This window comes from Paenibacillus sp. FSL R7-0210, assembly GCF_038009085.1.
In the GTDB taxonomy this organism is placed as follows: Bacteria; Bacillota; Bacilli; order Paenibacillales; family Paenibacillaceae; genus Paenibacillus_AQ; species Paenibacillus_AQ silagei.
In genome coordinates, this window is record NZ_JBBPAR010000001.1 from 7116526 (window position 1) to 7138753 (window position 22228).

Genomic DNA, 22228 nt, shown 5'->3' on the forward strand with positions numbered 1-22228 from the left:
TGTGGGAGCAGTTCTTAGAACTTAAATCTCAAATTCACAACATCGTCGTAGACGAGGATAAACGCCACGCAGACGCACGATTCCTCCGGTCCGTTGAATCTATCGAACGAACCTTGAAACGCTCTCTCAGAGGCGCTGAGTACAGAATCCTATTCACTTTAGACGATCCGCAGGCTGAGCTTGTTAAAAATCTACTGGAAGAGGCGAGAACCCATGAAACAACTCGTAACCCGTGACCAGCACGGAACCATCTGCACCACCCGGGAAGAGACGCTTCCCACCTTAAACGACATGCTGCTGCGCATATGTGGAGCTCTCCTGCTGCTGGCTGCGGCACTGGCGGTGCTGCTATGAGCCGCAAAGAAACATTACAGGACATGGATCGTCTGCTAGGGGCCTGCAAGGTATGCCCGAAGCGTGTTGACAAGAAGTGGGCGCAACCATCATACAACCGGCTGCAGAAGCACTGTAACACCAAATGCAAGACCGGAAAGGATTTGCTGAAGATCGCCGTGGTGCTGGATAAGGAAGTCCGGGCGCGGCGGAAGCAGAAGAAAGGGGTGAGCGCATGAAAGAGAAAATCGCCATGTGGAACGAAGTGATCTCCGTATACACCGCAGCGCTAGAAGAGGCGAAACGCTACGGTGACGTAGGAGGGATGGAGTGGGATCAGCATGTGATCGAGTTTGCACAGGAGAAGATTGACGAGCTGGAGCGTGTGAGTGCTTAGTCCTTCTTACTATCTTTCATAGCATTGCGAAGGATGACATTGATCATTGAACTAACGGATCGGTCATCCTCCGCAGCTGCCTTGCTTACAAACTCAAATACATCGACATCTAGCGTTATTGATAACTTTTCTTTATTGGTTTGTCTGACCATATAAATACACCTCGAAAAAAGTATAGCATTTTATCCGATAATCCAAACATTTATCTTGCCAAGTAGGATAAAGTAGGATAAAGTAAGATTATGAACAGAACAGAAGGAGTTGAGACACATGGCAAAGTTTTACTATCACGCTTGGACGAGCGCGGAGGATCAGTTGCTCAAGCAAATCATGATCACCGGCATAACAGATCGCAAGAAGGTTCTGGACCTGTTCAACGAAGCTTCCGAACGTCTGCAGCGCACCGCCAAGTCTTGTCAGAACCGTTGGTACGAGCTTCGCAGCGCTGAAAATTCTAAGGCCGTTTAGGCGGTGGTGACATGGATGGATGGTTTAAATTACACCGCAAGATTACTGAAAGCCCAGTATTCACTGACCCTGAACTTTTAAGACTTTGGCTCTTATGCTTGGCAAAAGCAACGTACAAAGAGACATCAGTTGTGATTGATCGACAGCAAGTAACGTTACTTCCTGGAGAGTTTATAACTGGCAGAAAATCATTAACGAACGACTACAATGTGGGACTAAAACCAAGGCATAAGAAAAAAGAACTTTCGCTGTGGCGCGATCTAAAATTTCTCGAAGAGTGCGGAAATTTGAACATCAAATCAACCAATAAATACAGCGTCATATCAATAGTTAAGTGGTCAGAGTATCAAGAAAGTGAACAACAACTGAACAACAACAGAACAACAGATGAACAACAACTGAACACAAACAAGAAGTTAAAGAACTTAGAGAACTTAAATAATATATCTACTACTACTGACGATGACCGAGAAATAACACTTGGAGACACCTACACCAAGGTATGCGGAACATTCGTAATGCCTGAGACTTTCAGACAGTTTTTCACAACAGTAAGGAGTCAAGGATACACAGAAGTATTTTGTATCGAGTTGCTGCTTGAGGCATCTGAATCAAGCACGGCTGGAAAGCCAAGTGTCAGATACCTTCAGACCATATTTGATAGATGGCATAAAGAGGGGATTTATTCCCGGGTCCAATCGAAAGAGCGCAAAGATTCAGAACGCGGTATTAAACCATCAGCGGACAAACCGGATCGCTTAGCATTCATAGACAACTTATAGGAGGTGCAGAATGGAAAGAGAACAGGCAAAGGAAGTATTCAAACATCTGGCCGCATGCTATCCAAACTGGAAAGTGGATCAAAGCATCGCGAAGGTTTGGATCGATACCCTTTTAAACCAGGACCATGAAAACGTATGGGCCAACGTGGAAGAGTACAAGGTCAGCAGCGAGTACCCGCCATCGATTGCGGCGATCATCAAAATGAATTCCCGCGTGGAGTCGAGGCGAGAGATCGAGCGCACACGGCGGATGCTTCAAGAGCAGGATGAACTCAGCAAGAGCATATCGCGAGAGTTACCGTGGGTACGCGATGGAATGAGCCGGGAAGAATGGGCGAAGAAGATCATCGCGGAGAAAGAAGGCCGTAAATGGGATACTTCAGCATAGAGGCAGAACAGGCAGTGCTTGGGGCGATATTGAAGTCACCGGATCTGATATACGAAACGGCGCTGCAGCCGGAGAAGTTTTATCACGCAGGGCATAGAATCATATTTGAACAAATGATTCTCTTGCGAGATGCAGAGAAAAAGATTGATTTTGTATCACTGGTAGCAAGTTTGGGAGATCAGATGCAGGAGCTTGGCGGAACATCATACCTGCTGCAGCTCAGCCAGTCCGTTCCAACTGTAGCGAACTTCACCGAACATGAGCGAATCGTCAACAGTAAGTACCTGATGCGCACCGGGATGGAGTCGCTGGGTGAAGTATATGGTGCCGGATTAGACAACCCTGCAGAGTTTGCGGCTGAGCTTATGGACATCGCGGAGAAGATCGGTGATGAATCGCGGATCAAAGAAGGATTCGTTCACATCCGGGATGGGCTGGAGAACCATTTCAACCAACTGCAGGAGAAGAAATACTCCGATAAGCCGATCGGATTCAGCACCGCGGGAACCGCGCTAGACCGTATCACAGGAAAATGGCAGAGGCAGACGCTAAACATCATCGCGGCCCGGCCGTCGGTAGGTAAGACGGCTTTCATGCTGAACAATGCCAGGAAGAACGCAAGTGAAGGAATGGCAGTGGCGATGTTCAGCCTAGAACAGCCAGAAAGCCAACTGTATGACCGGATGGTGGCGGCAGAGTGCTTGATCGAGGGTGAACGGATCAGAACCGGACAACTGCGGGATGAAGAGTGGGCCAAATACGTTACGGCCTTTACTAAAATGGTCGAGCTAAACCTGTACATTGACGATACGCCGGGGCTAAGTATTCAAGAGATCCGGTCGGCAGTGAGGAAACTAAAAAAGAAGCATCCTGATCTAATCGTATTCCTGGATTACCTGCAGCTGGTAAGGGGCGGGAAGAAGTTCGATAACCGGAACATGGAAGTGGGATATGTTAGCACCAGCCTGAAGCAAATGGCCCGGGAGAATGACATACCGGTGGTGGCGCTGGCCCAATTGAGCCGGGGAGTAGAACAGCGGCAGGACAAACGCCCAATGATGAGCGATCTCCGGGAGTCGGGGAACATCGAGCAAGACGCGGACACGATCACATTCCTGTACCGGGACGACTATTACGACAAGGAAACCGAGAAGAAGAACATCATCGAGTGCATTGTCGCAAAGAATCGAAACGGCGGGGTAGGCACAGCGGAAATGATCAATATGAAGCAGTACGGGAAATTTGCAGATCTGGATATTTCGCATCATGAGTTAAAAGATAGACGGCAAGGAGCATAACAAGGGAGGAAACAGGGATGATACCGAAAAAAGCAGTTAAGTATTGTGAATCTGTAATGGAATACGTTGGCGGTAATCCAGTCATGGTTGAAAAAGAATGGGACGCAATGCTAGAAGGCGTTCAAGGTGATGGTTCAGCAATCATTTACATTGATACCATCCCATACAGAGTACCTGAAAAAAGGATCAAATACATTTAACCGGAGGCGAAAAATGAGCGAACATTTTAAAGACGGAGAAAAAGTTGTATTGATAGATACTGGAGAAGTGGCAGAGGTGAAACGCTGGTCAGTCCATAGGATACCAGAATCGGGCGCAGTTCAATTCACCTACACACTCGTTGGACACGAATCTACATTCTACTTTCATCATGAACTTAAAAAGGAAGATCAAAACGAAGATTAGACCACACAGCTAATACAAGCCCCACACAGACGTTATAACCGCAAGGCCAGGTATTTATGAGCATCACACATTTTAAGCGCTATACGGGGCTTACAGAAGGTGAGAGGGTGAAGGGAATGAAAGTAGCAGGAAGCAAAGTGAAATGGGTTAGTCAATCTGGTGGGTACTGGAGAGAAAAGGAAGGAACGCTATTAGGATATGCTCAGGCTAACGTTGACGCCATGCAATGGGTTCCAAAAGATACTCCGGTGAGCAGAGTTAAGTTCCAGGCAAAAAGCGAATTTGAAAGAGCTATTGTACTTGTTCCAAGAGGTGGTAAATCGAAGCTGTCTGATTATTACGCACCACGTCCATCCATGCTGGAAGAGGTTTTGCCGCAGGCCATCGAGTCGTCCGAAAATACCCAGGCGCCAGCCGGGGGCCGTATCGGGGGTTCCTATGAATAAACTAACAGAGATCAAAGCAGTAACGAAGGCAGCAACACCGGGACCGTGGATTTCCACAGACGATGCAGTAAGAATTCCAAAAGGAGAATGGATATGCCAACTGTACGAAGAAACAGAATCTGAAGGTGAAATAGAATTCACCAACCAAGCAAATAATGCAGAGTTTATCGCCAATGCACCTGAATACATCAGCTACCTCATTTCTCTCCTAGAAGAAAAGGACAAAGCCCTAGCGTTCTACGCTAAAGAACAAAATTACATGATAGACAAAGGCGAATTTGGGGAGTATTACCCTCAGCAAGTGTTAATTGACAAAGGTGAGCGCGCCCGTAAAGCCCTCAATACATCCTCTAACAACGAAGGAGACCTATAAAATGCTGACACCAGAACGGAAAGAAGAGATCAAAACAAACGCCGATGAATCTTGGGTTAAGGCAGACAATTCGCGTGGACTTAAATCACATCTTAGCAGTGAAGTATTTGCATTATGCGAGGGAACAAATGAACTGTTGGATGATATAGACGAGTGGCAAGTTGAAGCGAATAAATGGCTGAATGAGTTGGTAGAAAAGAATATTGAACTTGGTGAGGCACAACAGACCATAGCCCGGCAACGGGAGACGCTGGAGTTTTACGCGACTCAAGCAAACCATCAATGGCGCGGAATTGGCTTATACGATGAATGCGAATCATCAGCGATATATCAGGATAAAGGCAAAGTCGCCCGAGCCGCCCTAGGAAATAAGGAAGAGTGGGAAAGCAAGATAAAGCCCGGAGATACGGTTCTCGTCAAAGTGGGGAACATACGCGGTCAGGAATTGCCTGTGAGTGCCAACCATTCGCATAAGAGACTTGTATCCGTGATAGCTGCCGATGGATTGTGGAACGTGGGTTACGGAGATTTTGACAAGGTTGAGGAAGGGGAGGAGCCTGAACCTCCGCACTCCTGCGCTGAAGCCGGAGAATGCCGGTGTGTTGACTGTGGATGCACAGACAGCCGGACATGGGTATGCCAGAGTTGCCAGGACAAACGAGACCAGAGGTACAGGGAGGCACGGCGATGACACAAGAGAAGCAGAGCCTTGATTTAAATAATCTTGACCATCAGCTAATCGTGGCTGCAATGGCAAATATGGCTGAGAAGGGAATGACGCCACATCAGATATTTGAGCTACTGGAAGACATCAAGCGGCAGACGTTCCATTCGCTGGCCGAGATTAGGAGGGATGCCCAATGATACAGGTCCAGACAATGGCTGATAGCGAGCTTAACCTTGCTCTTGCTCTGTTATGCGGTCACAGAGAAATATCAGATCGCGAAGATGTTGAGAATCAACGGCAGCGCAATGATCATGCAGGAAGCGGCGTGGTTGTCCTTTATGGAAATCATTATATAGTCCGGGCAAACGGCAAATATGGTACATGGGCACCTTGCACTGACCCTGCTGCCTCCCTGGAGGTACAAACAGCAGCAATAGCTAAGGACCCGGAAAAGTATATCCGAAATATGTCCATTGTCCAGTGCGGGCCTGATCCTAAAGTGCATGAAATGGTTGGAGTTGATCTCAAAGGTGCTGCACGAATCGCTGACGCTAAGCCCAGAGAGAGGGCAGAGGCGGCATATATCACGCTTAGTAGTAAGCAGTAGACGCATACGGTTCAAATCTACAATGATCCCTCCTCGTAGGAGATTAGGATATAAAAAAGACGATCAAGCTTAATCGCCTGTCGCCTCTTCTGGAATTAATAGTTCAGCAATGGTGCATTCAAGATAAGTTGTGATCCTAGATAGTAACTCCCGAGGGTAACGTTCCATAGTGTCATTGTATAAGTCCTGAACAGCACCTAAGCGATAGTCAATATCCCTCGCCACTTGGCGAACAGAAACTCCCTTAGCATCAATTAAGATTTTGGCATTAGATTTCAATCTCATAAACAACCCTCCTGTATCCAATATACGTTGATACGTTTAACATGTCAAATAGTTGTTGACACGTTAAACGACTCATGGTAAATTTGACACAAGTGATACGTTAAACGAATCAAATATATAGCAGGAGGGATAAGCGATGGATGTAAATCCAGGAATGACAGTTTGGTCCACGGTGTTCAATTGCAATGTCGAAGTCATGCGAGTGTACAAAAGCACGGCAACGGTTAAGGCGTGGGGTGGAGGGCTTAAGGCGGGTAAGCAAATGACCTTCCGGGGTCAGCCTCTAGATTCATTCCAGCCCCGAAAGAAACGTTCAGTGGAATAATGCGGGGCTACGGCCCCTCTACACTATAGCCGGAAGGCTTTAACCTTGGGAGGGAGTTGAGTATATTGTCAGTGAAAAAGCCTTGGTTCAATAAGTTTATAGGTTGCTGCTTCACTATTGACGGAGTTGAGTACATTTTCCAAGGGTCGTTTGAGAACACGGATAACTCAAATGGGAAACCCCACCAATATGTGTACGAGGCACCGAACAATCCGCAGGTGATACTGATGTATAAGGAAGCACGGGGACTAATGGGGGCGATGATTGATAAGTACAGAGGAATAAAGTAAAGCACTGTGCGAAAAGGTGGCAAAGATACATGTCAGAACATTATGAAGACGGGGAAAAGGTCAAGTTAATAAAGACTGGGGAAACCGTCACGATAGATGAATGGTCACTAATGAGAATGGGCAGGGGCATTGCGCGGTACGTATACGACTTGGTTGAGTACCCTGGGACTTTCTTTTACCATTGGGAACTTGAAAGAATTTAATAAAAGTGATGCACAGTACGAGATTGTAGCTCATCAGGCCGATAGGCCACCATCCGGCGGAATAAACCCAGGCTTTAGCCGGGGGCCGAAACAGATCGGGACAGAGAGGGTATACAGCCCTCCTCTCCCACTAAGGGAGGATATAACGATGAATAAAGATGGAATGTGGATGGTTTATGACAGCGAGGATGGACTGATTTGTGTGCTGAACTACGAAAAGTCCCTTGAAGAATACGAAGAGGCTGTGCAGCGCGCAAAAGATTATGTCTCAGATAATGGTGAATTTGATCCTGCTTTATCCGAAAGAGTCATACTGGCAAGAATTGAACGAGATTTGCGGCCGGAGCAAGTAGAAGATGAACTATTCGATTGGAAAGAAGATATTGATGAATTCACGCCGGTAAAGGTAGGGGAGGAAGCCCAATGACACAAAGGGACTGGCAAAAGGATGAAGCACTCTTACAACTCTGCCAAAGAACAGCAACAGATGAAAATGAAAAGCACACTCTAAGTATTGGTTTGCACTGGCTCCAAGAAGCCAAGAGACTGGAAGGACTTGCAACCGGCAGAGGACAGGCGATCATCCGTAAAAACAGAGAGATTAGCGAGCTTGAAGCCCGTGCATATTCAGCAGAGGACCGGGAACAACGGATGAAAGAGGCAATAGAACTTCTGTTGTTCATGTTCAGGTTCGACCCGGAGGAAGGGCAGGCATACATCAACTTCGGAGATTACGAGGAGCCACTGGAAATAGATGATAATTCAGCCTACATCACAGCAAGTAATATCTTCTTCACCCTTTACCCAGATACCCCAGCACAACCAGCAGCACCCAAGGAGGGAAGTCATGAACCTAGTGAAATTAAAAGATGCGATTGAGACGTTGGATAAGCTCAAGGACAGCTATAATGATTTGCGCTTGTTGATTGCCGACCAAGTTAGAGACAAACAAATTACTGAAGCGAAAAATAACTTTGAGAAATTGGAGAGATTAGGAAAAGCAATAGAGCAAATGGAAAACTTGAATGTCCAAGTGTAGGCGAATGGCGGACACAGGGCTAGCTGTACTGAACTTATAAGGGGGCAGAGACACTTGGCATCAGTATTTATGCAGGAATCCATGTTAAAGAGCATGGTGAAGTATTGCCTGGAGCTAAACGAGCAAGGAGTCTATGAGGTGGATGTAATACTCTCTCAGATGATCGAACTTCTCACGGCTTATTTAGAAATCGAAGAGAACGAGAGGCTACGTAATTTGCTTAACCGGTATTTGGAGCAGCAGACAGAAGAGGAACAGATGATAAAGGTATCCATAGCCAATATGTCCGGCATTATAGCAATGTACCTGGATAAAAAAGGATTAATTTAGGGGGCATAGACCCCAAAGGGAGAGGATACACGATTGAAAACGTATTGATCATTTGGATTGAGAAGGTACACGGCGAGAATACGAATATTGAGCAAGCAGTAAAAGAAGCATTAACCCGTGATTATCAACTTGGGATCGGCGATTTTGAGAAAGACGGAGACGGATTCATATTTCTATTCGATGATGAAACGGCTGGCTATGCAAAGGTCCACTTTATCCGAAATGATAAGAATGTATTCGGCATTAAGATCAACACCGACTATTCTTGGGATTGTGTAGAAATCTATAAGACACTGCAAAACTGCTTCGTTGACGATTCAGAGGTATAAGGGGGAGAAGAGGATGAGCATAGAAGCACATCACTGCAGTATTGAAGGGTGCCAAGGATATGTGGTATTCGAGAATGCCGACTTTGACTTTAACGATATTCCAACAGATTTTAAAACAGGTTTGCACGCCTTCAGTAATCCAAAATGTACTGAATGCGGAAAGGAATATCTGGTCGTGCCTCATTATGCAGTAATTGATATTAAAACTGATGAAATCATAAAATCGGCCTGCATCACTGAGTATGAACGGCGAGAAAGAGAACGGAAGTATGATGCAGAAACAGACGCATCTTTGCGGATCATGAATTATATCATCCGATGCGGGTACACATACACGGTGAGTGAAGTGATTGCTTCGTATTCCAGATACAAGGAAACAGGTTGTTACCTCAGCCACACGATGAAAGATTGCGTTAGGAATTTGAAGGACGAACTGGAAGAAATGCTCGCAGCGATATCATGAATTGAGGGGGAGAAGAGGATATGAGCACTGACCTGATTACGTTTGAAGAGTGTTTGGCTCCTCCGTCCAAAGGCAGGAAGGCAGTCATCACCAATCGTGGTATGACATTTGAATGTGCCAGATGTGGCGTGATGATGAAGCCACTGTATAAAAAGGATTTTAGAGCATCTAAAGGATCTGTACATCAGATTTGTGAGTGCGGATGTGATAACCATATATTGCAAGGCGTCAGTTACACATGGCTTGATTACGAAGCATTCAAAGAGAGGGAACGGAAATTCGCGCTGTACCAGAAGCAACAATACGGTAATGTCCCGGCCGTAGGCCATCAATCGACAGAATAATCCCAGCGAATGCGGGGGCCGGAACAGGTCTGGCTCCCCATAAAGAAAGGAACAACCCACATGGAAGTGAAATGCGGCAGAAAAACCATAGTGTTAGACGCAAACGATGTAATCATGTTCAACGGAGCATGTTACCAGATAACCACTCAGCGTAAGATAGACGGATGGTACTCCTATCCCTTCAAGATTGCGAATGTCAAAGCAGAGAAGATGATTAAAAGGGGTGAGTTGGTGAAGATCAAGGAAGACGGCAGCTTGACTTATTACCGGATCAACCTACCAGGGGAGGAAGACAGACCATGAAACTGATAGACGCAGATAAGCAAATAGAATGGATTAAGCAAGAGCTGGATAAAACGCCGAAGGAATGGCCGACAAGTTATGAATGTGGAAGGGCAGCAGCGTTGAAGGAAGTCATGAAGTTGCTGGAAGGCGACAGGTTTGACCCCACACCACCAGTACAGCCAGACACCGAAGAGTTGAGCCAAGAGGATATCGAGGAATTGTCAGTAATGTTTAAGAGCATGAAACAATCCTTTGACTCAATTCAAGGACACTTAAATGGGATGAACAACACCCTGGATATGTTCGGTGAGGTAGGTCCGCCACAACCGCCAACCAGTGCAACAGAGATACTGATCAATTATAAAGCCAACGATATGGCGGCTAAAACCAAAAAGTATCACAAGTTCTTGAAGAAAATCGGAGTGTTGAAGGAGGTAATCACCGAACCGCCGTATCTCCCCTATGCCGGTAGTATCCAGCTTCCCGCCGCCGAACCGCGAGACAGTACACAGCGATGTTACCAAATACACACTAACTCCGGAGCAACTGGCCGAAGTCATCGCCAAGTATGGACCACCAACGATGCCACATGGACGCTACCGCAGTATCACATCACCACCTAAGGGACAACGAGGAGGAGATAAGCGTGGTAAGAAGCAAATACGGAGCAAAAAAGACGCAAGTTGACGGCATACGGTTCGATTCCAAGGCGGAGGCCCAGAGATACCGCGAGTTAATGCTGCTGAAACACGCTGGAGAGGTCACAGACATCGTTTTACAGCCATCCTACGTATTAATGCCCGGATTCAAGCATGAGGCCACAGGCGAGCGTGTACAAGCTATCAGGTACAAGGCTGACTTTCTGGTTACGTATGCTGATGGACACCAAGAGATCGAAGATGTGAAAGGAGTTAAAACGGAAGTCTACCGGATCAAAAAGAAACTATTTATGCACCTGCACCCGGATCTTTATATCAAGGAGGTCAGCGCATGAATGAAACGTGGATCAACATCGGACTAGATTACGTCCATATAGACACCTGTGGGTCGATTACAGCCATTATTAAGCCAGTCCGCAACCAAGTGACGGGAGATATACAAACAAGCCTTACAGGGGCGTATACGAGGTATAAACCGCCTGACCGCAAGGACAACAAAAGTGCATAAAATATTACGTTAAACTACGAAAAACATAACAAAACAGACGGGAAATATAGTATAATTATAGGTAATAAAACAATTTGGTCATAAAGGGGATTTGACAATGTCGGAATTGCAAATATTAACGGATGAAATGATCAAGGCTAACGAAGAAATTGAATTCTTTGGCACGGCGCTCCGGCCCTTCTTTGAAACGGATGTTGCGTATGCGGCTGTGCGGTCTGTGGTGATGTCCAAGCTTTTCAGCCAGATGGATCTTCAGGCGGAAGTTGAGTCCAAGGCTGAGGAAGCGGCGGAGACGGCAAAAGGAGAAATCGCTGAGCTGTGCGTACAACTCGAAGAGAGAGACGTAATCATCACCGGGCTGAAGCAAGACAACTACGAGCTGAAGCTGCTGGCAGAGGACAACGGAAAGAAGAGAGACACGGCATACAATGAGCTGCTGGAAGCCAAACGCACAATTGATGAGCTGAATGACAAAATTTCAGCAGCAACGATAACAGTTCCTAAGTCACGCACAAACGTTGAGAGAGATGAATCGGTAGAACTTTTCAAACAATCGTTGCCAGCCATCTATGACGTGCAGGATCATCCAGACGACAACCGCAAATACATTGCCAAGCTTGCCGCAACGGACGAACCGGTAGAAGGACTATGGATCTACAAAAACGGCAAGCACAGGGAGGTAACTGCCGAAGAGGCAAATACGTTTCGTGCCGAATACCTTGCAGCGCAACAACCGGCGCCTGTTGAGGAGGATCATTCATACGATATTCCCGACAGCACAGCAGAGGTAGCATATACCGCACCTGCCTTTCGTGGAGAAGACGAAACCGAAGGCACAACCGGTGGACTGGCTGATACGGCACCAACAGTGGTTGGATCGACTGTTGAAGAAAGACTCAAGGCGCTCGAGTTAGCGGTATTTGGTACAGTGAGGGAGGCAGCTTAGGCTGCTTTTCTCTTCATGAAGGTAGGTGACAGGGTAATACACAGGTCAGGATTAACAGGCAGGATCGTAAGGATCACAGAGTGGGTATATGTATGCATAGACGGGACGAGGACAACGATACCTTATTATGCAGGTAGCCTGGAAGTGATTAAGGGGGATTGCGAAATGGAACACAAGTGCAAAGAGAATGATACTTTAAATAGACTTGGTGAATGCCGTGTGCAGAAACAAGGTGGAGAATGGGATGTTAGTGTAGATGATGGCTGCTGCCACTTTACACCTAACTACTGTCCATTTTGCGGAACTAAGCTAGAGTAAATCATATTTATCTATAGGGGGATAACCATGAACTGGAAGGAGTCATACAACGACATATGCGCCGAGCTGCGGATTGTACAGATCCATGAAATGGAGATTAGGCGGCGGGTAGAACTGGCTCATGATGTGCTGTTCTCAGGCAAGATGGCATCCTCTGGCGACTACGTGCATATTCCTCTGGATAAAGGGCTAGAGAAGTATCTATCAGCGGTCAGCGAGCTAGAGGAAGCACAGGCAGAGACGGACCGGTTGCAGAAGATCAAGAATGACATGGAATCTGAGATGGTGAAGTTCACCGGGCTGGCTAACGTAGTAATGTGCAAACGAATTGAAGGTAAAACATACAAGGAAATCGCGGTAGAGTTGGGATACAGTGAAAGCCACATTCGCAATCATATGAGCAAAAAGTACAAACATAGTACGGAAAGTAATCTTGCATCGTAGTATTATGTAAGTATGAGGAATTGGCGATCAGTGACCCGGGGACTGCCCCTATCGCCGATTCCCCATCTCACTTGGATGATTCACTCCTTCCCTTGGCGCTGGGAGACTGGCGCTACATTTTATCGAAGTCGGTTAATGGTAAACCAACGGTCTCCAAAACCGTGACTGGTGGTTCGATTCCATCCTTCGGTGTACATCAGCAACACCCATCCATAACGCGCTAATGCGCACACTTCGATGTTGGGGATGGTTTGCACATATATGATTGGGACTGTGCTTACACGGGCCTGATCGCACAAGAGAGTGACGGTATATAGCTGTTGCTCTTTTTGTTTTGCCAATACGATGAAGAGGATGATGAAGATGCAAACGGTAGTTTTAAATGATTTTGGAGAAAAGGTAGAGATTATCGTGAACGGCGGCGTGATTGAAATTGACAGCACTGGCTGCGCAAAAATCAAAAGTTCTAGTGGTGAAAGGTATGAGAACTTGATTGAGCCGTCCCTACAAAGCGGATACGCTAGCTGCTTGACTTACCAACCATCTAAAGCAGACTTACTCAACCAATACCTCATGATTTTGTTTGAATCAAATAGATGCGGTCATAGGGTTGACACAGAAATTGACGCAGCGCTTGCTGCATATAGAACTGAGGTCGGCATATAGCCGGCCTTTTTCTCTGCATCGAGACGACCGAATCAGCTTAACGAAGTGGAGGCCGTAATGAGGCATTCAGAAAGGTATTTAACACTTATATTCCTATTGATGATTTACATCCTGATCGAGGTGGTGAGATAGATGAAACTACATCCAGACGGAACGGTAGAAGGAACACCAGATGAACTGGCATCCTACGCCTACCATAGGGATATCTTAGATCGGCTGGTGTACGGTGATAACCCCGAAGCAAAGAAGGAATCTATATGGGGCAAAGGATATATTGATGGTGTTTTGCACAAACAACACGTAAAAAAGGTATTGGAAGAGTAGTTAGTCTCCAAAATCACGGGGGTTATACTCCACATTCTGCAAAACCGCATGAATTATAGCGCAATTAAGTTAGATTAGAGGGAGGTGAACACAATGGCAGACTTGAGACCACAAGCAATGATATTTGTGACCGAATATATCCGTAATGGGAACAATGCAACACAGGCTGCCATAGCAGCGGGTTATAGTGAAAGGACAGCATCAAGTCAAGGCAGCAGGCTGTTAAAGTCTGTCGAGGTTCAACAGTTTCTTAACAAAACTGAACAGAATCTTAACAAGGACTTGCGTGTAATGTTTGCAGATCACGCTGTTAATGCGTTTAATGTGCTGCTTGAGGTGATGAATGACCCGGAGGCACAACATAAAGACAAGCTTGTGGCTGCGCGTGATTTATTGGACAGAGCAGGTTATAAGCCGACTGATAAGGTTGTTGCTGACGTTAACACAGAAGGCACTATTCAGATTGTATTCAGTGACAAGATGAAGAAGGCTGATAGCTCATGAGTACCATCATCATTCCATACGAGCCACAGCCCAGGCAGCAGTTATATCATCAGGCCACAAACATAGACGAACTACTATTTGGTGGTGCAGCTGGTGGTGGTAAGTCAGAGTCCACGATATGGGATGCACTCAGCTATGGACTGGAATACGAGGGCAGCCGTCAGATTATCTTCAGACGAACGTTCCCAGACTTACAGCGTTCCATCATCAACCGGACATTGCAGGTATATCCCAAGGCAGTAGCCAAGTACAATCAATCCAAACACGAATGGACGCTGATTAACGGATCTGTCATAGAGCTTGCTTACTGGGACAATGACAGCAACTACATGAACTACCAGGGCGCAGAGTATGATGTGATCCGGTGGGAAGAGTTGACCCAGTTTGAAGAGAAGTGGTACACCTACATGCTGTCTCGTCTACGTGGTGCCAAACCTTATCCACGCTCAGTGAAAAGTACGACCAACCCAGGCGGCGTAGGTCATGCATGGGTAAAGCGCCGGTTCATTGATATAGGCGAGTGGGAAAAGGTTCACACAGTACCTGAGCTTGACGACGATGGCAATCAATTGATATACCCACCAGGCACTCCATACGCGGGAGCGCCTATTTTGCGTAACCGGATATTCATTCCTTCCAAGGTGACGGATAATATCGCGCTGATGCAGAATGACCCGGGATACATTGCACGGCTGATGTCACTTCCAGACAATGAGCGTAAACAATTGCTTGATGGAGACTGGGATACATTTGCTGGTCAATACTTTGCTGAGTTCAGCCGCGCTCTGCACGTTGTAGAGCCGTTCAACATACCGAGTGACTGGAAACGGTACAGGGCGCTGGACGAGGGGTATAATGACCCGTTTGTGTGCCTGTGGGTGGCTCTTGATCCCAAGGGAACGGCCTATGTGTACCGTGAGTTCGTGAAGAGCAAGCTCTTGACCAGTGAGCAAGTGGAAATGGTTCGCTTAAACAGCGGTGTGGAGGAATACGAATACAGCGTTGCAGATACAAGCTTCTGGAACCGCGCGAAGACTGAGGACATAACGCCTGCTGAAATATTCGCGAGCCAGAACGTTCCACTGATCCAAGCGAAGAAAGAACGTGTGAACGGGTGGAAACGACTAAGAGAGTGGCTTCATCCAGTGGACACCTTGGATCATGTGACAGGTCAAATGTATAAACATGTGAATCTGAAGATATTCAACACATGTCTGAAGGCTATCGAGTCCATCCCATCTATGGTGCATGATGACAAGATGGTAGAGGACGTTGCACAGCACCCCTTAGACCATGTTCCTGATGCACTGCGGTACTGGTGCATGAGCCGTCCACAAAATGCAGGTAAAGAACGACCATGGTCAGCCATACCGGATGAACGAGTGATTCAGAGATTTGATGAAGACGATGATGATGAACCCAAATATTATAACGGATTCTACTAAGGGGTGAGACAGTGACAGACGCCAATATGATCGTTTTACTCGCAGTGGTTGCCATCAGCGCAATCGCTTATTTGTCGTCTATGGTCATTGCGCGGCAGCAATCAACGATACACGACCTGACGAACAAACTCATGGCGAAGGATTACCGTGAGTACAAGCAACTGGAACTACCGCCAGAACCGGAGAAAACTAAGCGTGAACGCATGAGCTTTGCAGATGATGTTGAATATGACGAGGATCTGAAGCAATAAGGAGGTGATAGCGTGGCAGTGATGGATAAGATCAAAAGCATATTTGGAAATGAAGATGATGGTAACAAGCAGGAGATTGAGCCGATTAACACACCTGAGCAGCAGAAGCTTGTAAGTGTGGTACAGACGGATTTCACCGTGTTTAAGGAGAACAGAAAGCAGATTGAACCAACGTGGCGACAGGAAGGACGGATGTACCGCGGTGATCACTGGTATGGACTACGGCCGGATCACATCACCAAGCTCAGGCCATCGAACGTGGATAATATATGCTGGGCGCAGATAGAGGCAATTGTAGGTAAAATCACCGGATGGGACCCTTTCCCTGACTTTGAAGCCCAGGAGGAAGGTGACGAGGAAAAGGCCCAAGACCTTAACGACTTCATGCCCTACGAGTTGCGTCAGATTGGTTTCCGCTCAAAGTATACCAGAGCCGTCCGCACATGCGTTATACATGGACCGCTGATCCTTAAGACCATCTATGATCCTACAGTCGAGGGTGGACGAGGGTTGAACCGATGGGATGGACAGAACGATATCATTCCGGTTGAATTGGGCAGCTTCTTCCCAGACCCACGTATCATTGACTTCATCAATATTCAAAAAGCTGGTGCCAACATCATCAAGGTTCCTCAGCCGATCAGTTATTTTGTGGAGCGATGGCCGTCACAGGGAAAGAAGGTTCAACCGGACCAAGACGATGATGTGCGCTTGTTCAACATCGACAGCAGCCAGGAATCATTCAACTATACAGACTCAACAATCGGCAATGAAAACACACAGAACCAGATGGCCGGGCTCATTGAGTATTGGTATCGTGGACTGCCGAAGATGGTCAGCAGAGAAGACAAAGAGTTGTTTGAAGAGCAAGCCAAGACCTTGATGGCCGATGGTAAAGACCCTTCAGAGGCGATTGCTAAGGCTGAAGGGTCGATGGAAGGAATCCATTGCATCTATATCAGCTCAGGCGGCGTGTTTCTCGAACACAAGGCTTATGTGTACGATCATGGTAAATACCCGTTCAGCGCCCGCACGTTGTTCCCTATCGAAGGCAGCATCTGGGGCAAGGGGTTCATGAGGGACATGATGAAGCCGCAGATCATGCTTAATAAGTTTGCTGAATTGGCTGTTGAAACCATGGCTAAGCAGGGGAACTCTGGTTTTATGTACGAAGAAGGTGCAATCAATCCTAACCAGATACGAACTTGGAAGGAACAACGATCAATGCCTGGAGCTGGTTTGCCAGTGTCGGCGGGGATGATAGATAAAATCAAGGAACTGCAAGGCGTGAACGTACCTCAAACGGTATTCAACATGCTGGAATACTACAAAGAGATGCTCCAGAAGATCCCCGGCCAGTTTGATAGCGCAAATGGTCAGGCCAACAGCAATGTAACCAGCGGTGAGCAGGCAAAGGCGCTTATATCCGCAGCCAGTACACGCTTGAATCCCGTTACCGATGCCATACAGGAGGCGCTAGAAGAGGTTTTCAGCCAGTATATCGAGTTGATAGCTCAGTTCTACACCACTGAGCGCGTGGCGCGTGTGACAGGACGCAGGGTGGGTATGAGCCGGGATAGATTGGTTAACTCGGTGCCGACACAGATACCGAACATCACAGAAGAAGGTCAGGAAATGTTGCCTGTTACCGAAGAGTACGTGCCAATGTTCGATATCAAGGTAAATATCAGCGCAGATAAGCCGGTAGACCGCGAATACTGGGTGCAGATGGCCTTCAACATGCTGAATATGTTGGACCCCATCACACAATTGCCTATGATCGACGCTGAGGCGGTAAGGTACACGGTGCAGTATGGCCGCATGGAGCCGATGAACGTCATTCAGCAGCGCATCCAGGAGGCGGCACAGGTACAGCAACAGCAACAAGAGGCTATGATGCAGGCTCAGCAATTGCAGGAGGAGAACCAAGGGCTTCAGCAGCAACTACAACAGGTCAGCGAGCAACAAGCACAGGCACAACAACAGGATAAACAGTTTGAACAGAGCATTCAGCAGCAGAAAGTGGATATAGATGCTGCCAAGGTAGCAGCGTCCCTTCAAAAACAACCAGCATAGCAGGCCGTTCCCAGTCGTGGGGCGGCCTTTTATATTGCTTTCACCTCGCTCCCACCCATAGGAGCCATTCGATAAAGGAGTGTTACCCATGGAAAACCTTGACAACAACGCCCCCCAAAGCGAAGAAGTCGAACCGTCCGCCCTCCCACAGGCCGACACTGAAGTCAGCGCAGCATTAGCATTGTTTGGCATCGAACCTACAAACCCTGAAGCAGATCCAGAACCCGCGACCGAGGAAGATCCTCCCATAGATCAAGAGCCGGAACGCAAGGGAATCACCGTCAAATTCAATAAAGAGGATGTGTTTATTGAGGATGAAAAGGTGCCTGAGTATGCACGCAAGGGACTGAACTACGAAAAGGTAGAAGGCCGGGCCAAAGAATATGAAGCCGCACTGGATCGAGCAGCAAAGTTAAACGGATATAAGGATCATGCGGAGTATGTCGCTGACCTTGACCGTTTGGAACAGCAAGCCATTCAAGATAAAGAGAGTAAATTTGCCACGCTGAAGCAGGAATTAGTCGATGGATATGCTGCGGATGGGTACGATCCCAAGCAAATCGAAGAATTAATCGACAATCATCCATTGTTTCTGGAGGCGCAAGCTGTATTGGATCGCGATAAGGCATCGCAAGAATCTCAGCGGCAGCAGCAAACAGAAGAAGCCAAGCTCAAGGGCTGGCAAGATTTATTCGCCAAGTATCCTAATCTAGCTGATGCAATGTCAGCAGAGGGAGAAGCAGCTGAATGGTTTACACCAGCCATTCAGGAGCGAATCAACCGGGGATATGACCCTATAGATGCCTATGAGTTGGTGCATCGCGACAAGATTAGCGCGGAAGAACGAAAAATGGCTGAACAAAACGTGCTGAAGCAGCAACGGCTCAATAAAAGAGCTGCTGTCGTCACCACTGGCGGAGAAGTTAAGGACGAGGTTGAAGTGCCGAAAGCATTAGCTGACGCATTCAGCCTATTTGGTTTGGATCAAAAAGACGCTAAAAAATACGTGAAAAAGTGAGGTAATCATTATGCCAGCAGGATTCAATTTTATTTTCAATGACTACGGCGCACCTACGCACCGGATTAGCTCCATTATGGCAACAAACTCCGAAGCATTTACGGACGGAGAAGCGGTTAAGCTCGCTTCCGGTCGGTGGACCAAAGCCACGAATGGCGCGAATGTTGCAGGTTTTGCAAATCAGACACTTGCGGCCGGCACAAATCAGTACCTGGATGTAGTCATTGCTCGTGAAGGTGACTGGTTCGAAGCTCCTTACACAGGCACACCTGATGCTGCATTTGTTCCAGGCTGCGAAGTAGCTGACGTTTCTACAGATGGCCTGTCTGTCCTCGCCTCTGATGTAACGGGTGGACCGTTTTCTGTACTCGAAGTCAATACGGTGAAGGCTACCTGCAAGATCAAAGTCAAAAAACGGGTCTTTTCATAAGAGAGGGGATAAAACAACATGCAAACAGCATTGCAATGGGATAAAAATGTACTGGAGCCGGTATTCCGTGAACTATATACACGAGAAATGACAAACAAGAAGGATTATGTCCCTTCTATGTTTGATGTACAAAAGTCTGACAAGGCTACAGAAAGCGTTGAAATGATCGGTGGAGAAGGTCTGATGGAAGACTGGAAGTTCTCCAACAACCAAGTCAAGTACGAAGATGTGGATCAACTCTGGCAGAAGTACTTCACGCACGCCAAATACTCCTTGGGCCGCGAGATTGACCGTGACTTTGTAGACGACCTAAAGCTGACCGCCATCCGTGACCGTATTCGTTCGCTGGCAGATGCCGTGTACAAAACACAGCAGATGCAGGGAGCACAGTGGTTTAACAACGGTACACTGACCACTACAGCTGTAGATTACCGGGGGCGCACCTATAACGCTGCTCTGCCAGATGGTAAGGCGCTCTTTGCGACAGATCATCCGTATAGCCCTACGAACAGCGCGGACGTACAATCAAACCTGATCACCGATGCGCTGTCCATCGATTCGTTTGACAAAGCGTTCGTGCAGATGCAGCAGTGGAAAGACGACAAGGGAAATCTGATGGCCGCTATGGGCGATACCCTGTATGTAGCGCCTGCGCTTCGCCGGATCGCACTTCAGATCACTGGGTTGCCAAACGGACGTTATGACAACTACGAGCCAGGAAACGCCGACCACAATGCCAACGTGTACGCGGACGGAAGTATCAAGGTTATTGTTAACCCGTTCTTCACAAACTCCACACAATGGGTGCTGGCTGACTCTACGCGCATGAAAAATGCAATGAAATGGTTTAACCGCCGGCTGCCTGAGACTGGATCAATCACCGATTTTGATACTGAAATCGCAAAGTATAAAGTTGTAAAACGTTGCTCTTTCGGAACCATTGATTGGTCGTTTGCCGTTGGTTCTACTGGACTTGGAGCATAGAATGGGGGTGCGATATGAACGTTTCTACTATCGGTATTAAAAAGGTAGGTAGCGTTGCTCAATCACTCATGACTAACCTCTTTGTGGTGACAGCGACCATTGACCCGGCTAGTTTAGCAACAGTCACAGGAGCCGTTACATCGGCCATTACAGTTACAGGAGCAGCATTAGGGGATAGAGTCGAACTCTTCCCCCCTGCTGACATGCAAGGAATTATGGCATTCGGATTCGTATCCGCAGCCAATGCCGTGAAGGTATCGTTCTTCAATCCTACGGGCAGTACGATTGACCTCGCTTCGGGAACGTGGACAATCCATGTGATTAGGAAGTGATGGGCATGGAACCGCAACGTGTTGGTTTTGAGAGTACGCCGACAAGGTCAAGCAAGGTAAGATACGTGCCACTACAAAGAATTACCAAAGAAATGAGCGCATCTGAGAAAAAAGGCGCTGAAATATGGAACGAAATGGTCACATGGATTAAAGATCATGGCGGAATGGAGGACAAGGACTGAGGGGGCTATCTAGCTCCCTCTTTTCTTTTATACGAACATGCAAATCTACCGAATGGAAATAGACGCCTTGAATGCATTGTTACGTGAGCAGTGTAAAACCAATGAACTGCTTCAACAAATCCTAGAAAGAGGGTGCACAATTGAGCCAATACCGGACACTCAAATACAAAACGTCCACAAACCCCGGGTCAAACGAGACAGTAAACATGCCGGCAATCGAAACGGCAGCGTGGAACAGCATGCGCGGAAAGGTCGTAAGCAACCAAACGGGAACGCTGAACCTTCAACAGTCTGACGATGGCACAACCTGGGACACACTGACCACGGTATCTGTCAGTGCTAGCACACCTGTCAAGTTTAATGAGCCCTGCTGTGCTGCATACTTCCGGGTGCAATACGTCAATGGAGCAACTGCGGCGACTGTATTCAGGCTCAGCATTTACGCCGATCCGTTCAGCTAAGGGGTGATGACATGCTAGTACAAGAAATTGTCGAAGAAATAATCGAGAAGCTGCCGGAGAACCACACGCCGGTGGTATCTCTGCTCCGCAAGATCACTCAGGTTCGTGACCGTCTATTACGCAATCTCAGCCCCGCACAGGCCCAGTCAGACGTACTTAACCAGTCCTTCGACTTAACAGCAGGCAACGGATTAACTGACCTCATATGCCCTCCTGGTAACGTTACAGAGGTAGCGATCCGAAATGCCATATACACCAACCAAACATACAACGAAGATGCGCTAGACTGGCGCCGGATACCACTGAGGCAATTGAATGAACGGGAGCGCGGACCTTACTACTACTTCGTGTCCGGACAGATCGGCGTGTACCCGCCTCCAGTGTACGACACTTTTTACGGGATCAAGATATTTTACACCGCCGTACTGGGCGAATTGACGCTGGATGACCTCAACAATGGCAGTGGGTTCGACCCGGATTTCGACATGCTGCTGGTGTACGGAGTGCTGAAGGATATCATGCCGGACAACGGAAACTTTGATGCACGGTATCAGCAGTTGTACCGGGAATACACCTCAGCCACAAGTGGTTATGAACGATACGTAGTAAAGGAAAGATGGTGA

Annotated in this window: 41 protein-coding genes and 1 tRNA gene; 40 read left to right on the forward strand and 2 right to left on the reverse strand. The window is 47.3% G+C overall.

Going from position 1 to position 22228, the window contains the following annotated elements:
- The first annotated feature begins 213 nt into the window (after window positions 1–213).
- The 3 genes from MKY64_RS30305 to MKY64_RS30315 are packed head-to-tail and all read left to right on the forward strand — an operon-like array spanning window position 214 to window position 730.
- Window positions 214–354, forward strand: coding sequence for a hypothetical protein (locus MKY64_RS30305; RefSeq protein ID WP_340957601.1), 141 nt, complete (start codon window positions 214–216; stop codon window positions 352–354).
- Window positions 351–572, forward strand: a complete 222-nt coding sequence (locus MKY64_RS30310; RefSeq protein WP_340957602.1) for a hypothetical protein — start codon at window positions 351–353, stop codon at window positions 570–572. The genes MKY64_RS30305 and MKY64_RS30310 overlap by 4 nt, the downstream gene beginning before the upstream one ends.
- Complete coding sequence (locus MKY64_RS30315; protein ID WP_340957603.1) at window positions 569–730, forward strand: hypothetical protein; 162 nt, start codon at window positions 569–571, stop codon at window positions 728–730. Before MKY64_RS30310 ends, MKY64_RS30315 begins: the two co-directional genes overlap by 4 nt.
- Here the strand turns inward: MKY64_RS30315 and MKY64_RS33505 are convergent.
- Window positions 727–882 carry a ribbon-helix-helix domain-containing protein gene (locus tag MKY64_RS33505; protein ID WP_445671714.1) on the reverse strand — a complete coding sequence of 52 codons (156 nt, stop codon included), beginning with the start codon at window positions 880–882 and terminating at the stop codon, window positions 727–729. The two genes, MKY64_RS30315 and MKY64_RS33505, sit on opposite strands and share 4 nt — an antisense overlap.
- A gap of 118 nt (window positions 883–1000) precedes the next feature.
- On the opposite strand from MKY64_RS33505, the gene MKY64_RS30320 reads away from it, so the two are divergent.
- From MKY64_RS30320 to MKY64_RS30370, 11 genes are all read left to right on the forward strand, one after another.
- On the forward strand, window positions 1001–1198 hold the full coding sequence (locus MKY64_RS30320; protein WP_340957604.1) for a hypothetical protein: 198 nt from the start codon (window positions 1001–1003) through the stop codon (window positions 1196–1198).
- 11 nt (window positions 1199–1209) lie between these two features.
- Complete coding sequence (locus MKY64_RS30325; protein WP_340957606.1) at window positions 1210–1980, forward strand: DnaD domain protein; 771 nt, start codon at window positions 1210–1212, stop codon at window positions 1978–1980.
- A 10-nt stretch (window positions 1981–1990) separates the two neighbouring features.
- Complete coding sequence (locus MKY64_RS30330) at window positions 1991–2368, forward strand: replicative helicase loader/inhibitor (protein ID WP_340957609.1); 378 nt, start codon at window positions 1991–1993, stop codon at window positions 2366–2368.
- Complete coding sequence (gene dnaB, locus MKY64_RS30335) at window positions 2350–3666, forward strand: replicative DNA helicase (RefSeq protein ID WP_340957612.1); 1317 nt, start codon at window positions 2350–2352, stop codon at window positions 3664–3666. The genes MKY64_RS30330 and dnaB overlap by 19 nt, the downstream gene beginning before the upstream one ends.
- A 17-nt stretch (window positions 3667–3683) precedes the next feature.
- A complete protein-coding gene (locus MKY64_RS30340) occupies window positions 3684–3866 on the forward strand; it encodes a hypothetical protein (protein WP_340957613.1) in 183 nt (60 codons plus the stop codon).
- A gap of 13 nt (window positions 3867–3879) precedes the next feature.
- A complete protein-coding gene (locus MKY64_RS30345; RefSeq protein ID WP_340957618.1) occupies window positions 3880–4071 on the forward strand; it encodes a hypothetical protein in 192 nt (63 codons plus the stop codon).
- Between the two features lie 116 nt (window positions 4072–4187).
- On the forward strand, window positions 4188–4517 hold the full coding sequence (locus MKY64_RS30350) for a hypothetical protein (RefSeq protein WP_340957620.1): 330 nt from the start codon (window positions 4188–4190) through the stop codon (window positions 4515–4517).
- The gene (locus MKY64_RS30355) at window positions 4510–4890 is read left to right on the forward strand and encodes a hypothetical protein (protein WP_340957623.1); all 381 of its coding nucleotides are present in this window, start codon (window positions 4510–4512) and stop codon (window positions 4888–4890) included. Before MKY64_RS30350 ends, MKY64_RS30355 begins: the two co-directional genes overlap by 8 nt.
- A 1-nt stretch (window position 4891) precedes the next feature.
- Window positions 4892–5581 (forward strand): hypothetical protein, encoded by a 690-nt coding sequence (locus MKY64_RS30360; protein ID WP_340957625.1) that lies wholly within the window; start codon window positions 4892–4894, stop codon window positions 5579–5581.
- Window positions 5578–5754 carry a hypothetical protein gene (locus MKY64_RS30365; protein ID WP_340957627.1) on the forward strand — a complete coding sequence of 59 codons (177 nt, stop codon included), beginning with the start codon at window positions 5578–5580 and terminating at the stop codon, window positions 5752–5754. The genes MKY64_RS30360 and MKY64_RS30365 overlap by 4 nt, the downstream gene beginning before the upstream one ends.
- Window positions 5751–6164, forward strand: coding sequence for a hypothetical protein (locus MKY64_RS30370; RefSeq protein WP_340957629.1), 414 nt, complete (start codon window positions 5751–5753; stop codon window positions 6162–6164). The genes MKY64_RS30365 and MKY64_RS30370 overlap by 4 nt, the downstream gene beginning before the upstream one ends.
- 69 nt (window positions 6165–6233) lie before the next feature.
- Here MKY64_RS30370 and MKY64_RS30375 read toward each other — a convergent pair whose 3' ends face one another.
- Window positions 6234–6449 carry a helix-turn-helix domain-containing protein gene (locus MKY64_RS30375; protein WP_340957631.1) on the reverse strand — a complete coding sequence of 72 codons (216 nt, stop codon included), beginning with the start codon at window positions 6447–6449 and terminating at the stop codon, window positions 6234–6236.
- Between the two features lie 966 nt (window positions 6450–7415).
- Between MKY64_RS30375 and MKY64_RS30380 the strand changes: the two genes are divergently transcribed.
- From MKY64_RS30380 to MKY64_RS30505, 26 genes are all read left to right on the forward strand, one after another.
- Window positions 7416–7694: a hypothetical protein gene (locus MKY64_RS30380; protein WP_339314647.1), complete on the forward strand. Its 279-nt coding sequence runs from the start codon at window positions 7416–7418 to the stop codon at window positions 7692–7694.
- Window positions 7691–8146, forward strand: a complete 456-nt coding sequence (locus MKY64_RS30385) for a hypothetical protein (protein ID WP_340957632.1) — start codon at window positions 7691–7693, stop codon at window positions 8144–8146. The genes MKY64_RS30380 and MKY64_RS30385 overlap by 4 nt, the downstream gene beginning before the upstream one ends.
- Window positions 8115–8306 carry a hypothetical protein gene (locus MKY64_RS30390; RefSeq protein WP_340957633.1) on the forward strand — a complete coding sequence of 64 codons (192 nt, stop codon included), beginning with the start codon at window positions 8115–8117 and terminating at the stop codon, window positions 8304–8306. Before MKY64_RS30385 ends, MKY64_RS30390 begins: the two co-directional genes overlap by 32 nt.
- 54 nt (window positions 8307–8360) lie before the next feature.
- Window positions 8361–8636 (forward strand): hypothetical protein, encoded by a 276-nt coding sequence (locus tag MKY64_RS30395; protein ID WP_340957634.1) that lies wholly within the window; start codon window positions 8361–8363, stop codon window positions 8634–8636.
- A 44-nt stretch (window positions 8637–8680) separates the two neighbouring features.
- Window positions 8681–8965 (forward strand): hypothetical protein, encoded by a 285-nt coding sequence (locus MKY64_RS30400; RefSeq protein WP_340957635.1) that lies wholly within the window; start codon window positions 8681–8683, stop codon window positions 8963–8965.
- 13 nt (window positions 8966–8978) lie between these two features.
- Complete coding sequence (locus MKY64_RS30405; protein WP_340957637.1) at window positions 8979–9428, forward strand: hypothetical protein; 450 nt, start codon at window positions 8979–8981, stop codon at window positions 9426–9428.
- 20 nt (window positions 9429–9448) lie between these two features.
- Window positions 9449–9772, forward strand: coding sequence for a hypothetical protein (locus MKY64_RS30410; protein ID WP_340957640.1), 324 nt, complete (start codon window positions 9449–9451; stop codon window positions 9770–9772).
- 299 nt (window positions 9773–10071) lie between these two features.
- Window positions 10072–10680, forward strand: coding sequence for a hypothetical protein (locus MKY64_RS30415; protein WP_340957641.1), 609 nt, complete (start codon window positions 10072–10074; stop codon window positions 10678–10680).
- Between the two features lie 23 nt (window positions 10681–10703).
- Window positions 10704–11051: a DUF1064 domain-containing protein gene (locus MKY64_RS30420; protein ID WP_340957642.1), complete on the forward strand. Its 348-nt coding sequence runs from the start codon at window positions 10704–10706 to the stop codon at window positions 11049–11051.
- Window positions 11048–11224, forward strand: coding sequence for a hypothetical protein (locus MKY64_RS30425; RefSeq protein ID WP_340957643.1), 177 nt, complete (start codon window positions 11048–11050; stop codon window positions 11222–11224). Before MKY64_RS30420 ends, MKY64_RS30425 begins: the two co-directional genes overlap by 4 nt.
- A 97-nt stretch (window positions 11225–11321) precedes the next feature.
- On the forward strand, window positions 11322–12170 hold the full coding sequence (locus tag MKY64_RS30430; RefSeq protein WP_340957644.1) for a hypothetical protein: 849 nt from the start codon (window positions 11322–11324) through the stop codon (window positions 12168–12170).
- Between the two features lie 345 nt (window positions 12171–12515).
- Window positions 12516–12932, forward strand: coding sequence for a hypothetical protein (locus MKY64_RS30435; RefSeq protein ID WP_340957645.1), 417 nt, complete (start codon window positions 12516–12518; stop codon window positions 12930–12932).
- 121 nt (window positions 12933–13053) lie between these two features.
- Window positions 13054–13124 (forward strand) — tRNA-Trp (locus tag MKY64_RS30440).
- 171 nt (window positions 13125–13295) lie between these two features.
- Window positions 13296–13598, forward strand: a complete 303-nt coding sequence (locus MKY64_RS30445) for a hypothetical protein (RefSeq protein WP_340957646.1) — start codon at window positions 13296–13298, stop codon at window positions 13596–13598.
- A 132-nt stretch (window positions 13599–13730) separates the two neighbouring features.
- Complete coding sequence (locus MKY64_RS30450) at window positions 13731–13922, forward strand: hypothetical protein (protein ID WP_340957647.1); 192 nt, start codon at window positions 13731–13733, stop codon at window positions 13920–13922.
- A gap of 93 nt (window positions 13923–14015) precedes the next feature.
- Entirely contained in the window at window positions 14016–14426 is a 411-nt protein-coding gene (locus tag MKY64_RS30455) for a terminase small subunit (RefSeq protein WP_340957648.1), read from the forward strand.
- Entirely contained in the window at window positions 14423–15871 is a 1449-nt protein-coding gene (locus MKY64_RS30460; RefSeq protein WP_340957649.1) for a phage terminase large subunit, read from the forward strand. Before MKY64_RS30455 ends, MKY64_RS30460 begins: the two co-directional genes overlap by 4 nt.
- A gap of 11 nt (window positions 15872–15882) precedes the next feature.
- Window positions 15883–16122, forward strand: coding sequence for a hypothetical protein (locus tag MKY64_RS30465; RefSeq protein WP_340957650.1), 240 nt, complete (start codon window positions 15883–15885; stop codon window positions 16120–16122).
- A gap of 21 nt (window positions 16123–16143) precedes the next feature.
- Entirely contained in the window at window positions 16144–18198 is a 2055-nt protein-coding gene (locus tag MKY64_RS30470) for a portal protein (RefSeq protein WP_340958206.1), read from the forward strand.
- An 88-nt stretch (window positions 18199–18286) separates the two neighbouring features.
- Complete coding sequence (locus MKY64_RS30475) at window positions 18287–19216, forward strand: hypothetical protein (RefSeq protein WP_340957651.1); 930 nt, start codon at window positions 18287–18289, stop codon at window positions 19214–19216.
- A 10-nt stretch (window positions 19217–19226) separates the two neighbouring features.
- A complete protein-coding gene (locus tag MKY64_RS30480) occupies window positions 19227–19646 on the forward strand; it encodes a hypothetical protein (RefSeq protein WP_340957652.1) in 420 nt (139 codons plus the stop codon).
- An 18-nt stretch (window positions 19647–19664) separates the two neighbouring features.
- Window positions 19665–20630: a phage head protein gene (locus MKY64_RS30485; RefSeq protein ID WP_340957653.1), complete on the forward strand. Its 966-nt coding sequence runs from the start codon at window positions 19665–19667 to the stop codon at window positions 20628–20630.
- Window positions 20631–20644: 14 nt separating this feature from the next.
- On the forward strand, window positions 20645–20962 hold the full coding sequence (locus MKY64_RS30490) for a hypothetical protein (RefSeq protein ID WP_340957654.1): 318 nt from the start codon (window positions 20645–20647) through the stop codon (window positions 20960–20962).
- 5 nt (window positions 20963–20967) lie between these two features.
- Complete coding sequence (locus MKY64_RS30495) at window positions 20968–21144, forward strand: hypothetical protein (RefSeq protein WP_340957655.1); 177 nt, start codon at window positions 20968–20970, stop codon at window positions 21142–21144.
- A gap of 206 nt (window positions 21145–21350) precedes the next feature.
- Window positions 21351–21605: a hypothetical protein gene (locus tag MKY64_RS30500; RefSeq protein ID WP_340957656.1), complete on the forward strand. Its 255-nt coding sequence runs from the start codon at window positions 21351–21353 to the stop codon at window positions 21603–21605.
- An 11-nt stretch (window positions 21606–21616) separates the two neighbouring features.
- A complete protein-coding gene (locus MKY64_RS30505; protein ID WP_340957657.1) occupies window positions 21617–22228 on the forward strand; it encodes a phage adaptor protein in 612 nt (203 codons plus the stop codon).